This window comes from Bordetella genomosp. 13 (genome assembly GCF_007679965.1).
In the GTDB taxonomy this organism is placed as follows: Bacteria; Pseudomonadota; Gammaproteobacteria; order Burkholderiales; family Burkholderiaceae_B; genus Bordetella.
Map to the genome: position 1 here is coordinate 718,213 of NZ_VEHL01000001.1, position 12,988 is coordinate 731,200.

Here is a 12,988-nt window from a genome sequence, read left to right on the forward strand (position 1 = left end):
AGACAACCATGCATGCCTTTCACAGACTGTCCGCCCGGACGCTGCGCAGCGCCGGGATCCTGCTGCTTGCGCTGGCCGCATCCGCGTACGCCGCGGCGGCCGCCGCGGCGCAGTGGCCTTCGTCGCGGCCGGTGCGCATCATCATTCCCGCCGGCCCTGGCGGAAGCTCGGATCCCCTGGCGCGCCTGCTGGCCGAAGAACTCGGCAAGCGCCTGGGCGCCAACTTCGTGGTCGAGAACCGGCCCGGGGCTAACGGCAACGTCGGCGCCTCCCTGGCCGCCAAGGCGGCGCCCGACGGCGACACGCTGCTGTTCTCGTGGACGGGCACGCTGGTCTCGGCGGTCACGCTGTACCACTCCAAGCCCTTCGATCCGCAGAAGGACTTCGAACCCATCGTGCTGGTGGGCTCCATCCCCAACGTCATCGCCGTGAACGCGCAATTGCCGCCCAAGGATGTCAATGCGCTGCGCGAGTACGCGAAGCAGCATCCGAACACGCTGAACTTCGGCTCGACCGGCAGCGGCAGTTCCTGGCATCTGTCCGGCGAGATGTTCAAGAAGCGTTTCGACGTGGCGATGGTGCACGTGCCGTACACGGCGCCGTCGGGAGTGTTCTCCGACCTGATCGGCAACCGCCTGCAGGTCGCCTTCCCGGGCTCCACGGCCATCGCGCCGCTGGTGCAGGACGGCCGCGTCCGCGCGCTGGCGGTCATGGACGACGCGCGGTCCAGCGTGCTGCCGGGCGTGCCCACGACCAAGGAACTGGGCTATCCCGAACTCGCCTCCGCCACGTGGATGGGCCTGCTGGCGCCCAAGGGCACGCCGGCCGAGATCGTGCGCAAGGTCAACGAAGCGGTGAACCAGGCGCTGGCCACGCCGGCCTTCAAGGCGAAGCTGGTGGACATGGGGTACAAGCCGCTGGGCGGAACGCCGCAGGAGTTCGCCACGTACATGGCCGCCGAGATCAAGAAGTGGGGCGAAGTGGTGGCCTTCTCCGGCGCCAAGATCGATTGAGGAGAAGACGACATGTCTGAGCAACGACGCGACGAGGACGACCTGCTGGTGCAGATGCGCGGGGCCGTGCAATGGATCACCATCAACCGGCCCGAGCGCCGCAACGCGCTGAATGCGGGCGTGGTGCGGCGCCTGGGCGATGCGATCCGCGCGGCCGAGGCGCATCCCGAGTGCCGGGCCATCGTGCTGACCGGCGCCGGCGACCGCGCCTTCTGCGCCGGCGCCGATCTGGCGCGGCACACCGAGGGCTTCGCGTTCGAGGTCGACTACGCGCAGCCCCGCCATTACCTGGTGGCGCTGTTCCGCATCTTCCAGCAATGCCGCCTGCCCATCGTCGCGCGCGTCAACGGGCACGTGATGGCGGGCGGATTCGGGCTGCTGTGCGCCTGCGACATGGCGGTGGCCGCGGACGACGCCCTGTTCGGCACGCCCGAAACCAAGATCGGCCTGGTCCCCATGATGATCCTGCCCGACATGCTGCGCGTGGTGCCGCAGCGCAAGCTGCTGGAGATGTGCATCACCGGCGAGCCGTACACCGCCGGGCAGGCGCTGGAACTCGGCATCGTGAACTACGCCGTGCCGCGCGCCGAGCTGGACGAGCGGATGCAATGGCTGCTGGACCGCATCGTGGACAAGTCGCCCACCGCCATCCGCCTGGGCAAGCAGGCGTTCCATGCCATGCGGGACATGAGCCTGAACGAGGGATGGGAGTATGCGCAGGTGATGGTGACCGCGATGGCCAGCACGCAGGACGCCCGCGAGGGCCTGGCAGCGTTCCAGGACAAGCGGGCGGCCGCATGGACGGGACGCTAGGGCAGCCAGGCGGGCTGTCCGTGACGCAGGCGGTGCGGCGTCGCGCCGCCGCGCGGCGCTACCTGGCCCGCGCCGTCGAACCGGCTTTGCTGCGCGAGCTTCTGGAACTCGCCGCGCGCGCGCCGTCCGGAGGCAATCTGCAGCCGTGGCGCGTGCACGTCCTGACGGGCGCCGCTTTGCGGGCATTCACCGGCGCGATGACGCTGCGGCTGGCCGAACCCGGCGTGGAGCCTGCCGAATACGCCGTCTATCCGGCAGGCCTGGCCGAACCCTACCGCGCCCGGCGCCGCGAGGCGGGCGCGCAGCGCTATGCGGCGCTCGGCGCGCGGGACCGCGACCCCGCCACGCTGCGCGGCATGCTGGAAGACAACGCGCGCTTCTTCGGCGCGCCGTGCGGCCTGTTCTTCTGCGTGCCGAGGCATTTCGGCGCGCCGCAGTGGTCGGACGTGGGCATGTACATGCAGACGCTGATGCTGCTGGCCACCGAGCGCGGACTGGCGACCTGTCCACAGGAAGTCTGGGCGCAATGGCCAGACACGCTGCGCCGCCTGCTGGACCTGCCGCCCGACTGGATGGTATTTGCCGGCATGGCGCTGGGCTATGCCGACGTCGATCATCCGATCAACCGGATCCGCACCGCGAGGGCGCCGCTGTCCGAGTTCGCCGTCTTCCATGGCGATGCGGCCTGACGCGGCCCCGCCAAGGGTGCGGGTTCACGTCCGCTTGCCCGCCAGGAACTCGATGATCTCGGGCACCGGCGCCTGGTCGATGCCGGCCTTGCTGGCGGATTCGTAGGTGCGGCGGATGGCGTCGGCCGCCTCGTGCGGCGCGCCGGTGTCCTGCGCCATCCGGGTGTAGTAGCCCATGTCCTTCAGCGCATTCGAGATCGTGAAGCGAAAGCCCGAGGAATCGCCCGATTCGATGTAGGGCCGCATGCGTCCCAGCACCACGCCGTCGCCGCCGCCCTTGGCCAGGATCTCGATCAGCACCGCCGGGTCGACCTGCGCGCGCTCGGCGCACGCCGCCGCCTCGGCCAGCACCGCCGAGAAGCCCAGCGACACGTAGTTGTGCAGCAGCTTCAGGCGATGGCCCGCGCCGATGGGGCCGGCGTGCACGATGTTTTCCGCATAGCTCTGCAGGATGGGCCTGCAGCGTTCGAACAGTTCGCGATCGCCGCCCACGATGAGGTTCAGCCGGCCCTCGGCGGCTTCCTTCGGCGTGCGCGTCATGGGCGCGTCCAGGAACAGCCCGCCGGCCTTGTGCACGGCGTCGGCCACCTTCAGGGTGGAGGCTGGGATGGCGGTGGAGCAATCGATGACGACGGCGCCCGGCTGCAGGCCTGAGAGCACCCCATCGGCCTGAAACAGCACGTCCTCGACCTGCGGCGTGCCCGTCACGCAAAGAATGACGACGTCGGACCGGCGCGCGACCTCGGCCGCGCTGTCGACCTGCCGTGCGCCCTCGGCCAGCAGGTCGTCCACCGGCTGGTTGCCGGCGTGGCGCAGCAGCGTCAGCGGATAGCCGCCGCGGCGCACGATGTTGATGGCGATGCCGTGGCCCATCAGGCCCACGCCTATCATGCCGATCCGGGTCTTGCTCGTGGCAGTCATGTTTGTCTCCTCTCGTGGTGGATCGAGGAAGCATAAATCAGGACCTGGGCGCCATGAAAAACGCCCTGCGGTGCAGGGCGCGATTCGGGCAGGGCCGCCGCGCTGCGGCAGCCCGCGGCACGGGCCGGTCAGCGCGCCGGCAGCACCGTGCCCACGCATTCGCCGAAGCCGATGCGCGGATAGCCCGGCTTGACGCATTCCGCGCGGATGATGATCTGGTCGCCATCCTGCAGGAAGGTGCGCTGCTCGCCCCAGGGCAGCGACAGCGGGGTCTTGCCGCCGTCGCTCAGTTCCAGCATCGAACCGGCCTCGTCGGGCCTAGGTCCCGACAGCGTGCCCGTGCCCAGCATGTCGCCCGGCTGCAGGTTGCAGCCGTTGACGGTGTGGTGCGTGACCAGCTGCGCGATGTTCCAGTACGCGTCGCGGAAGTTGCTGCCCGACAGCCTGGCGGCCGGCTGCTTCTGCGCGCGCGACTGCTCGGTGGTCATCAGCACTTCCATCTTCAGGTCGTAGGCGCCTTCGGCGCGCACCTGCGGCGAGTCGAGGTAGGGCAGCGGCTGCGGCTCGCTTTCGGCGCGCTTCCAGGCCGTGCGGAAGGGCTCGAGCGCTTCCATCGTGACCACCCATGGCGAGATCGTCGACGCGAAGTTCTTGGACAGGAAGGGTCCCAGCGGCTGGTATTCCCAGCCCTGGATGTCGCGTGCGGACCAGTCGTTCAGGATGCACAGGCCGAACACGTGGTCGTCGGCGTCGGCCAGCGCCACGCGCTCGCCCTGCGCATTGCCCTGGCCGATGAACACGCCCAGCTCCAGCTCGTAGTCCAGCCGCTTGCACGGGCCGAACTGCGGCGCCTCGCCTTCGGCGGCGGGGCGCTGCTGGCCGACCGGACGCGGGAACTGCTGCGCCACGCCAATGCTGGAGGCTCGGCCGTGATAGCCGATGGGCACCCACTTGTAGTTGGGCAGCAGGGGATTGTCGGGGCGGAACTGGCGGCCGACGGCGGTGGCGTGGTGCACCGAGATGTAGAAGTCGGTGTAGTCGCCGATGTGGGCCGGCGTGACGTACTCGGCCTGGTCCTGCGGCACCAGCAGCGGTTCGATCCTGCCCTGCAGCGGCGAGCCCTCGCGCAGCGCGCGCGACAGGGCCAGGCGCAGCGCGCTCCAGTGGGCGCGGTCCAGGGCCATCAGCGCGTTCAGGCGTTCGCCGGTGCAGGCGGCCAGGGCAGCGGCCGCGGTGCCGTCGAACGGGCGCAGCGCGGCCAGCGCGGCCAGGTCCAGAATCTGGTCGCCGATGGCCACGCCGGGGCGCGTCGCTTCCTGCGCGCCGCGGCGGCGGAAGGCCGCATACGGCAGGTTCTGCAGCGGGAAGCCGCTGTCGGGCTGGTTGGCGCTGGCGACCCAGCTCTTGTGCGCGGGGTCGTGGGTTTCGTTCAACTGGCTCATGGATGCGTTGTCTCGTCGTCAGGCGTGTGCGGCGGCGCTGGCTTCAGCGCTGCGCGGGATTGAAATGCTTGGCCAGGTCCTGCCAGCAACGGTAGTACTCGTGCTGCAGTTGCGGCGCGGCCAGCGCGTGCGCGGTGGGGCGGATCACCCGGCGCGTCTCGAACATGAAGGCCATCGTATCGCGGATGTAATGCGGCTTGCTGGTGTCCGCGTGGCTGGCCTTCTCGAAGGTCTCGGCGTCGGGGCCGTGGCCGCTCATGCAGTTGTGCAGGCTGGCGCCGCCGGGCACGAAGCCCTCGGCCTTGGCGTCGTACACGCCGTGGATCAGGCCCATGAATTCGCTGGCCACGTTGCGGTGGAACCAGGGCGGACGGAACGTGTTCTCCATCGCCAGCACGCGCGGCGGGAAGATGGCGAAGTCCATGTTGGCCGTGCCCGGGGTGTCGGACGGCGAGGTCAGCACCGTGAAGATCGAGGGATCGGGATGGTCGAAACTGATCGAGCCCACGGCGTTGAAGCGGCGCAGGTCGTACTTGTACGGCGCATGCGTGCCGTGCCAGGCCACCACGTCCAGCGGCGAATGGTCGATGGCGGCGCGCCAGAAGCCGCCCGAGAACTTGGCGACCAGTTCGAAGTCGCCTTCCACGTCTTCGTACCAGGCATGCGGCGTGAGGAAGTCGCGCGCGTTGGCCAGGCAGTTGGATCCGATCGGGCCCAGCTCGGGCAGGCGCAGCGGGGCGCCGAAGTTCTCCAGCACGTAGCCGCGGGCGGTGCCGTCGGGAAGTTCGACGCGAAACCGTATGCCGCGCGGGATCACGGCGATTTCCTGCGGCTCCAGCTCGATCAGGCCCAGCTCGGTGGCCAGGCGCAGGCGGCCCTGCTGCGGCACGATCAGCAGCTCGCCGTCGGCGTCGTAGAAGAAGCGGCCCTGCATCGAGCGGTTGGCGGCATACAGCTGGATGCCCACGCCGCCCTGCTCGTCGGGCGAGCCGTTGCCGCCCCAGGTGTGCATGCCTTCGATGAAGTCGGTGGGGCCTTCGGGTTCGGGCAGCGCGCCCCAGCGCATCTGGTTGGGCGGCACCGGCGCCTTGCCGAAGTCGCTGACCCAGTGCATGACGTGTTCGAACGGCGTGAACGGCAGGTGCGTCACGCCGGGCCGGATGCGGTAGAGCCACGAGCGGCGGTTCTCGGCGCGCGGCGCGGTGAAGGCCGTGCCCGACAGCTGCTCGGCGTACAGGCCGTACGGACACTGCTGCGGCGAATTGCGGCCTTCGGGCAGGGCGCCGGGCAGCGCTTCCGTGGCGCAGTCGTTGCCGAAGCCGGACTGGTATTGCAGGGACATGGTCTTGCCTCCGGGGGAGGGCGGATCGCGCGCGGCGCCCGGCCTTTTGCAGGGATGGTTATGCAGCCATTGTCGGCAATCCCATGACATATGGCTACGGGAATGCAAAAATACAGGCTATAAATTTTGTGAATAGTGGACGCCATGCCCGTCGCCGACCTGCGCCGCCTGGACCTGAACCTGCTGGTGGTGTTCCAGCACCTGCTCGAACTGCGCAATCTGTCCGCCGTGGCGCGCCGGCTCGACCTCACGCAGCCCGCCGTCAGCAATGCGCTGCGCCGCCTGCGCGAATCGCTGGGCGACGACCTGTTCGTGCGTACCGGCCAGGGCATGCTGCCCACGCCATTGGCCGAGCGGCTGGCCGGCCCCGTGGGCGAGGCGCTGGGCCTGCTGACGCGCATGCTGGAGGCGGACGAGGTGTTCGACCCCTCGGCCAGCGTGCGGCGCTTCCGCATCGCGATGTCCGATGTGGGCGAGATCCATTTCATGCCGCGCCTGATGGAAACCTGCGCGCAGCGCGCGCCGGGCGTACGCATCGATTCCGTACGCGCGGGCGGCGCCGAGCTGCAGCGCGAACTGGAGGCCGGCCGCATCGACCTGGCGGTGGGGGCGTTCGACGACCTGGGCGGCGACGTGGTGCAACGCATGCTGTTCCGGCAGGGCTACATGACGTTGTTCCGCGACGGCCATCCGCATGCGCACGAGGGCATGAGCCTGAAGGCGTTCCGCGCGCAAAGCCACCTGGCGGTGTCGCGCGCGGCGCCTTACGGGCAGGTGAACCAGGCGCTGGAGGCGGCCGGCATCGCGCTGCAGGGACATTTCAGCGTCCCGCATTTCTCGGCGGTGCCGTACATCCTGGCCGCCACAGACCTGCTGGCCACCGTGCCCGCCAAGCTGGCGGCCAGCGCCGCGCCGCGCTTCGGCCTGCGCATGCTGGCGCCGCCGCTGCGCGTGCCGCCGCTGCAGACCAATCTGTACTGGCAGCGGCGCTTCCAGCGCGACGGCGGCAGCCTGTGGCTGCGCGGGCTGATCGTGGATCTGTACGCCGAGCCGGCCGGCCCGGCGGCGCGCCGTCAGATGGGCGCTTCGTCCACGTTGTAGGTGAACAGCCACTCGTAGCGTTCGCGCACGCGCGATTCGCTCCATTCGCGCTCCACGTACTGCGCCGCGCCTTCGGCATGGGCCAGGGCGGGGTTGTGGAAGCGCTTGGCGTTCTCGGCCGAGCCGCGCACCACGCGGGCAGTGCGCTCCTTGCGGGCCGCCTCGTAGCGCTGCAGGGCCTCCAGCGGATCGGCCACTTCGTCAAGCGCGCGCGCCAGCACGTAGCCGTCCTCGATGGCCATGGCCGCGCCCGACGCCAGCATGGGCAGCGTGGGATGGCAGGCGTCGCCCAGCAGCGTGACGCGGCCCACGGTCCATTGCGGCAGCGGTTCGCGCAGCATCAGGGCCCATTTGTAGGGCTCGTCCAGCGCCTGGATCAGCGTCTGCACGTCCTCGTTCCAGCCGGCGAAATCGGCCTGGCATTCGGCCACGGTGCCGCGCTCGGTCCACGATTCGACCTGCCAGTCGTCGCGTTCCAGGATGCCCACGAAATTGACCAGCTCGCCGCGTCGCAGCGGGTAGTGGATGACGTGCGCGCCGGGCCCCACCCAGTTCACGGCATAGGGTTCGCGCAGGTGCGCCGGCAGCTTGGCGGCGGGGATGACGCCCCGCCAGGCCACCGTGCCGGAGAAGGTGGCGTGGTCCGAACCGAACAGCGCGTTGCGCACGCACGAGTGCACGCCGTCCGCGCCGATCATCAGGTCCGCGCAGTAGGGCGTGCCGTCGGCCAGGCGCACCGTCACGCCGTCGGCATCCTGTTCCAGCGAGGTCACGCGCGTGCCCAGCACGATGGCTTGCGGATCCAGCGCCAGCACCGCGTCGGCCAGCACGCGGTGCAGGTCGGCGCGGTAGATGGTGTGGTACGGATAGCCGTAGCGCTGCACCGACTCGCCGCCCAGGTCGAACAGCGGCCAGGTCTGGCCGGTGCTCCACAGGCGGATGCGCTTGCCCGACGTGCTGCCCGCCACCTCCGCCAGGGCATCGCCCAGTCCCAGCTGATAAAGCGCGCGGTTGGCGTTGGCGCTGAGCTGGATGCCGGCGCCGATCTCGCGCAGTTCGGCGGCCTGTTCCAGCACGCGAACCGGATAGCCGCGCCGCAGCAGCGCCAGGGCGGCGGTCAGGCCGCCCAGGCCGGCTCCGGCGATCAGGATGGAAGGTCTGCTGGAGCGGTTCGTGCCAGCGGAGGAAGCGGGGTCTTTCATCATCACGTGTTGCTTACTCGGGTTTGACGTTGGCCTGGCGAACGACCTGCGTCCACTTGTCCAGGTCGGTGCGGATGGACTGCGCGAAGGCCTGCGCGGTGCCGCCCACGGGCTCCAGGCCCAGGGTTTCCATTTCCCGGGTGACGCCGCCATCGCGGGCGCCGGCCGCCAGGGCATCGGTCAGCTTCTTCACCGCCTCGTCGGGCGTGCCGGCGGGCGCCATCAGGCCGAACCACGAATAGGCCTCGAAAGGCTTGCCGGTGACCTCGGCCACCGTGGGCACATCGGGCAGGCGGGGGTAGCGCGCGCTGCCGGTGACGGCGTAGGCGCGCAGCTTGCCGGCCGTGATCTGCGGGTACAGCAGCGTCACGGTGTCGAACAGCAGTTCCACTTGGCCACCCATCACGTCCGCCAGGGCCGGCGCGCCGCCCCGGTACGGGATGTGCAGCAGCTGGGTGCCGGTCGTGCTCTTGAGCAGTTCGGCGGTCAGGTGGCCGATCGAGCCGGTGCCAGCGCTGGCCACGGTCATTTCCTTGCCGCGCGCCTGGGTCAGCAGCGCGTCCAGGGTCTTGGCGGGCAGTTCGGGACGGCTGACCAGGATCAGCGGACCGCGCACCGCCATGCCGATGGGGGTGAACGACTTGATCGGGTCGTACTGCAGGTTGGTGTACAGCGCGGGCGCCACGACGATGCTGCTGGTGCCGCCCCACAGCAGGGTGTAGCCGTCGGGCTGGGCGCGCGACACGTAGGCCGTGCCCACGCTGCCGCCCGCGCCGGCGCGGTTTTCCACCACCACGGGCTGGCCCAGCTTGTCGGCCATGACCTTGCCGAACAAACGGGCGCTGCTGTCAGTGGGGCCGCCCGGCGGGAACGGCACCACCAGCGTGATCGGGCGCGTCGGGAAGCCCTGCGCGCCGGCCACGGCGCTGACGCCCAGCATGGCGCCGGCCAGCAGCATGCCGGCGGCGAACCGCAGGCGCGAACGTAGGGGGGACGGGGAATGAGGCATCGCGGTGGTCTCCTGCGCCGTCGGCGCGCAAACGCCGTGGCGATGTGTCAGTGTGTTTGGAATTGGTATGCGCACGAGGGCGTCCGTGCATTTCACCAAAACCCGATGAACAAGTGAAAGCACAGTATTTGATGGATTGATAAGAGATCGTTGTTAATATCGGCGGCATCCGGAATGCCAGGGCACGCCATGAATTTCTCCTTCCGCCAGTTGCGCGCCTTTCTTGCCGTGGCCGGCCAGGGCAGTTTCACGCGCGCGGCCGAACACATGCACATCACCCAGGCCGGGCTCAGCGCGATGATCCGCGAGCTTGAAGAGCAGGCTGACTGCCGGCTGTTCGAGCGCACCACGCGCGCCGTCCGGCTGACGGAGGCAGGCCAGCGGCTGCTGCCCGTGGCCGAGCGCGCGGTGCATGAGCTGGGCCGCACGCTGGGCGAACTGGGCACGCTGTCGGCGCCGGCCGACCGCATCAAGGTCGGGGTGACCCCGCTGATCGCCTCCAGCGTCATGCCGGAAGTCCTGCGCCGCTTCCAGCTGCGCGTGCCGGACACCCGCGTCGACGTCGCCGACGTCGACCGCAACGTCATCCAGCAGTGCGTCGAGCGCGGCGAACTGGACGCCGGGTTCGGCGCCTTTTTCTCGCGCGTGTCGGGTATACGCCGCACCTCGGTGTTCCCTTCCCGGCTGATGCTGGCCGTGGCGCAGGGCCAGGGCAAGGGCAGGGAGCGGGCGCGCTGGCGCGACATCGATCCCGCCCGCCTGATCTCGCTGCCCGCCGAGAACGCCATCCAGAAAATGGTGGATCGCCACGTCGGGCTGTCCGACGCCGGATCGCGGCGGATGGTGACGCACCTGGAGACGGTGCTCGCCATGGTGGAAGCCGGCCTGGGCGAAGCCGTGGTGCCCTCGTTCGCGGCCGTGGCGGGCAGCCGCTGGCGCGTGCGGCTCGTGCCCATCGAGCCGCTGGCCCCGCTGGACTACTACTGCATCACGCGGGCCGGCCGGCCCGAGCCCGCGCAGATCGTTCAGTTCCGTGAGGAGTTCAGGGCGGTGGCGGTGGGGTATATGAGGGATGACCGTTAGCCCGCACGATTAGCGCCGGTGGGCCAGTCGCACATATAGTTCCAAATATGCGATTGGAAAGCAAAACCCATGCCCCGAATTTCGCTTTATCTCGACGATGCGACACGTACCTTGGTCGAGGGTGCTGCAAGAGCCAGCGGCATGTCGAAAAGCCGCTGGATCGCCGGACTGATACGTAGAAATGCCTTGCAGGAATGGCCAGCGAATTGCCTGGCCCTTGCGGGGCGATTCGCCGAATTTCCGTTGCGTGACGTAGCCGGTCAAATGCCGGCTGATGTACCGCGAGTAGATCAGTAAGGTGTTCTTCCCACCGCCTACAGCACCGACGCGCGCGCCCGTTCCAGCGCTTCCGTCACGACGGCCGTATCACCGATGTGATTGGCCAGCAGCAGCACCAGCGCCGCGTTCATTTCCTGGCTTTGCGCGGGCGACAGGTCGCGGTGCGCGTCGATCAGCACTTCATAGAAGTCGTCCGGCGCGGGCAGGTTGGGTTCGATGATCAGGGGCATGCGATGCGCTCCGTGCGGCGGTCAGTGGGCCTTGCCGGCCGGGATGCCGGTGGCGCGCCGCAGGGCGTCGCTCACCACGGCGGGATCGAAGGCGCGCCAGCGGGCGGCCACGTGCTGGTCCGGACGGATCAGGTAGCAGGTGCCCGGCTGGGCGTCGTAGCGCTGCGCCAGTACGCCCTGCGCATCCTGCACGGCGTCGTCCGCATTCGAGCCGATCAACACCGTGCGCACCGGCACGGGGGCATGCGCCAGTCCGTCCAGCGCGGCACGCGTCGCGTCGTCCGGCCCACTGTCGCCGCAGAACAGCGCCAGCACGAAATCGTTGCCCAGGTGCGGCAGCCACCAGCCGTCCTGGCCGGCATGGCGCACGGGCGCGTCGGCGGCCACCGCGCCGGGCCGCATGCGGCCGGCGAAGTCCACCGTATCCGGCGTGTTCAACGGCGAATCGGCATAGGTGGCCGGCACCGACAGCCGCCCGCTGTTGACCAGCGTGCGGGCGAAGGGATGCTCCTTGGCCAGGTTCAGCACGGCGTTGCGCAGCACGCGGCTGGCCTCGCTCTTGGGCGTGATGAAATCAGTGGAACGCGACGAGTTGCGGATGTTCTCGTCCGCCGCGTACTCGCGTTCCTGGCAGTAGCTGTCCAGCAGCGAGGCGGGCGCATGCCCGGCCAGCACCAGCTTCAGCTTCCAGGCCAGGTTCTCGGCGTCCTGCACGCCGCTGTTGGCGCCGCGCGCGCCGAAGGGCGACACGCGATGCGCCGAATCGCCCGCGAACAGCACGCGCCCATGGCGGAACCGGTCCATGCGTTCGCATGCGAAGGTGTACACGCTGACCCATTCCAGTTCGAACTGCGCGTCCTGGCCCAGCAGCGCACGGATGCGCGGCAGCACGTTCTCGGGCTTCACGGCCTCGACGGGGTCGGCGTTCCAGCCCAGCTGGAAGTCGATGCGCCAGACGTTGTCCGGCTGCATGTGCAGCAGCACCGACTGCTCGGGATGGAAAGGCGGGTCGAACCAGAACCAGCGTTCGGCGGGGAAGTCGGCCGTCATCTTCACGTCGGCGATCAGGAAGCGGTCGCGGAAGATGCGGCCACGGCTTTCCAGGCCCAGCTGCCGGCGCACCGGCGAGCGCGAGCCATCGCAGGCCACCAGCCATTGCGCGCGCAGCGTGTAGGGGCCGTCGGGCGTTTCTACCGTAAGGTCCACGCCCGCGTCGTCCTGCGCCACCGCGGTCACCTTGTTCTTCCAGCGCAGCTCGATCAGCGGCTCGGCCCGCGCGCGCTCCAGCAGATAGCCCTCGGCGTAGTACTGCTGCAGGTTGATGAAGGCCGGGCGCTGGTGGCCGGCCTCGGGCAGCAGGTCGAACTTCCACACCTGCTGGTCGCGGAAGAACACCTTGCCCACGTTCCACGACACGCCCTTGTCGACCATGCGCTGGCCGGTGCCCAGGCGATCCCAGATCTCCAGCGTGCGCTTGGAGAAACAGATGGCGCGCGAACCCGTCGACAGCCGGCAGTCGTCGTCCAGCACCAGCACGCGCACGCCCTGGCGGGCCAGGTCCAGCGCGGTGCTCAGGCCGACCGGGCCCGCGCCCACCACCACCGCGGGATGCGCGGCCAAGGCGCCGCCGTCCTGGTCCGGACAGCGCGCATAGGCGAACTCCATCGCCTGGTAATCGATGTCTTCCACGTGTCTCTCTCCCGCTCGGTGGCGGTTTCTTGTTCGATTCTCATGGCCGGCGCGGGCCTGGCGACCGGAACGCCGCCCGCGGCGCGCCGCGGGCGGCACGCGGGCGCTCATGCGCTCACGCGTTCATGCGCGGCGCGGCGGATCGCCGCATCGGCATGGGCTGCAAAGCCGTGGT

12 protein-coding genes are annotated in these 12,988 nt (G+C 69.6%); 5 read left to right on the plus strand and 7 right to left on the minus strand.

Annotated elements, in window-relative coordinates; all coding sequences use genetic code 11:
• The first annotated feature begins 8 nt into the window (after positions 1-8).
• From FS845_RS03325 to FS845_RS03335, 3 genes are read left to right on the plus strand one after another with little or no spacing between them, the layout of a single operon-like run.
• On the plus strand, positions 9-1,013 hold the full coding sequence (locus FS845_RS03325) for a Bug family tripartite tricarboxylate transporter substrate binding protein (RefSeq protein WP_260986124.1): 1,005 nt from the start codon (positions 9-11) through the stop codon (positions 1,011-1,013).
• Positions 1,014-1,025: 12 nt separating this feature from the next.
• Positions 1,026-1,826 (plus strand): enoyl-CoA hydratase-related protein, encoded by an 801-nt coding sequence (locus tag FS845_RS03330; RefSeq protein ID WP_144630700.1) that lies wholly within the window; start codon positions 1,026-1,028, stop codon positions 1,824-1,826.
• The gene (locus tag FS845_RS03335; protein ID WP_144630701.1) at positions 1,811-2,515 is read left to right on the plus strand and encodes a nitroreductase; all 705 of its coding nucleotides are present in this window, start codon (positions 1,811-1,813) and stop codon (positions 2,513-2,515) included. Before FS845_RS03330 ends, FS845_RS03335 begins: the two co-directional genes overlap by 16 nt.
• A 24-nt stretch (positions 2,516-2,539) precedes the next feature.
• On the opposite strand, the gene FS845_RS03340 is transcribed toward FS845_RS03335, so the two are convergent.
• From FS845_RS03340 to hmgA, 3 genes are all read right to left on the minus strand, one after another.
• Entirely contained in the window at positions 2,540-3,436 is an 897-nt protein-coding gene (locus FS845_RS03340) for an NAD(P)-dependent oxidoreductase (RefSeq protein ID WP_144630702.1), read from the minus strand.
• A gap of 128 nt (positions 3,437-3,564) precedes the next feature.
• The gene (gene fahA, locus FS845_RS03345) at positions 3,565-4,878 is read right to left on the minus strand and encodes a fumarylacetoacetase (protein ID WP_144630703.1); all 1,314 of its coding nucleotides are present in this window, start codon (positions 4,876-4,878) and stop codon (positions 3,565-3,567) included.
• 43 nt (positions 4,879-4,921) lie between these two features.
• Positions 4,922-6,220, minus strand: a complete 1,299-nt coding sequence (gene hmgA, locus FS845_RS03350; RefSeq protein WP_144630704.1) for a homogentisate 1,2-dioxygenase — start codon at positions 6,218-6,220, stop codon at positions 4,922-4,924.
• 144 nt (positions 6,221-6,364) lie between these two features.
• Between hmgA and FS845_RS03355 the strand changes: the two genes are divergently transcribed.
• A complete protein-coding gene (locus FS845_RS03355) occupies positions 6,365-7,321 on the plus strand; it encodes a LysR family transcriptional regulator (RefSeq protein ID WP_144630705.1) in 957 nt (318 codons plus the stop codon).
• Here the strand turns inward: FS845_RS03355 and FS845_RS03360 are convergent.
• Together FS845_RS03360 and FS845_RS03365 are read right to left on the minus strand one after the other, a co-directional pair.
• Positions 7,294-8,526, minus strand: coding sequence for an FAD-dependent monooxygenase (locus FS845_RS03360; protein WP_260986125.1), 1,233 nt, complete (start codon positions 8,524-8,526; stop codon positions 7,294-7,296). The genes FS845_RS03355 and FS845_RS03360 overlap by 28 nt on opposite strands.
• A 10-nt stretch (positions 8,527-8,536) precedes the next feature.
• Entirely contained in the window at positions 8,537-9,532 is a 996-nt protein-coding gene (locus FS845_RS03365) for a Bug family tripartite tricarboxylate transporter substrate binding protein (protein WP_144630706.1), read from the minus strand.
• A 189-nt stretch (positions 9,533-9,721) separates the two neighbouring features.
• On the opposite strand from FS845_RS03365, the gene FS845_RS03370 reads away from it, so the two are divergent.
• Positions 9,722-10,615 (plus strand): LysR family transcriptional regulator, encoded by an 894-nt coding sequence (locus FS845_RS03370; RefSeq protein WP_144630707.1) that lies wholly within the window; start codon positions 9,722-9,724, stop codon positions 10,613-10,615.
• Between the two features lie 314 nt (positions 10,616-10,929).
• On the opposite strand, the gene FS845_RS03380 is transcribed toward FS845_RS03370, so the two are convergent.
• Positions 10,930-11,124 carry a DUF2783 domain-containing protein gene (locus tag FS845_RS03380; protein WP_144630709.1) on the minus strand — a complete coding sequence of 65 codons (195 nt, stop codon included), beginning with the start codon at positions 11,122-11,124 and terminating at the stop codon, positions 10,930-10,932.
• Between the two features lie 21 nt (positions 11,125-11,145).
• Positions 11,146-12,813 carry an FAD-dependent oxidoreductase gene (locus FS845_RS03385; protein WP_144630710.1) on the minus strand — a complete coding sequence of 556 codons (1,668 nt, stop codon included), beginning with the start codon at positions 12,811-12,813 and terminating at the stop codon, positions 11,146-11,148.
• Between the last annotated feature and the right edge of the window lie 175 nt (positions 12,814-12,988).

Coding starts and splice junctions, on each gene's coding strand:
- FS845_RS03325 (WP_260986124.1), top strand. CDS start 9: ATGCATGCCTTTCACAGACTGTCCGCCCGGACGCTGCGCAGCGCCGGG.
- FS845_RS03330 (WP_144630700.1), top strand. CDS start 1,026: ATGTCTGAGCAACGACGCGACGAGGACGACCTGCTGGTGCAGATGCGC.
- FS845_RS03335 (WP_144630701.1), top strand. CDS start 1,811: ATGGACGGGACGCTAGGGCAGCCAGGCGGGCTGTCCGTGACGCAGGCG.
- FS845_RS03340 (WP_144630702.1), bottom strand. CDS start 3,436: ATGACTGCCACGAGCAAGACCCGGATCGGCATGATAGGCGTGGGCCTG.
- fahA (WP_144630703.1), bottom strand. CDS start 4,878: ATGAGCCAGTTGAACGAAACCCACGACCCCGCGCACAAGAGCTGGGTC.
- hmgA (WP_144630704.1), bottom strand. CDS start 6,220: ATGTCCCTGCAATACCAGTCCGGCTTCGGCAACGACTGCGCCACGGAA.
- FS845_RS03355 (WP_144630705.1), top strand. CDS start 6,365: ATGCCCGTCGCCGACCTGCGCCGCCTGGACCTGAACCTGCTGGTGGTG.
- FS845_RS03360 (WP_260986125.1), bottom strand. CDS start 8,526: ATGATGAAAGACCCCGCTTCCTCCGCTGGCACGAACCGCTCCAGCAGA.
- FS845_RS03365 (WP_144630706.1), bottom strand. CDS start 9,532: ATGCCTCATTCCCCGTCCCCCCTACGTTCGCGCCTGCGGTTCGCCGCC.
- FS845_RS03370 (WP_144630707.1), top strand. CDS start 9,722: ATGAATTTCTCCTTCCGCCAGTTGCGCGCCTTTCTTGCCGTGGCCGGC.
- FS845_RS03380 (WP_144630709.1), bottom strand. CDS start 11,124: ATGCCCCTGATCATCGAACCCAACCTGCCCGCGCCGGACGACTTCTAT.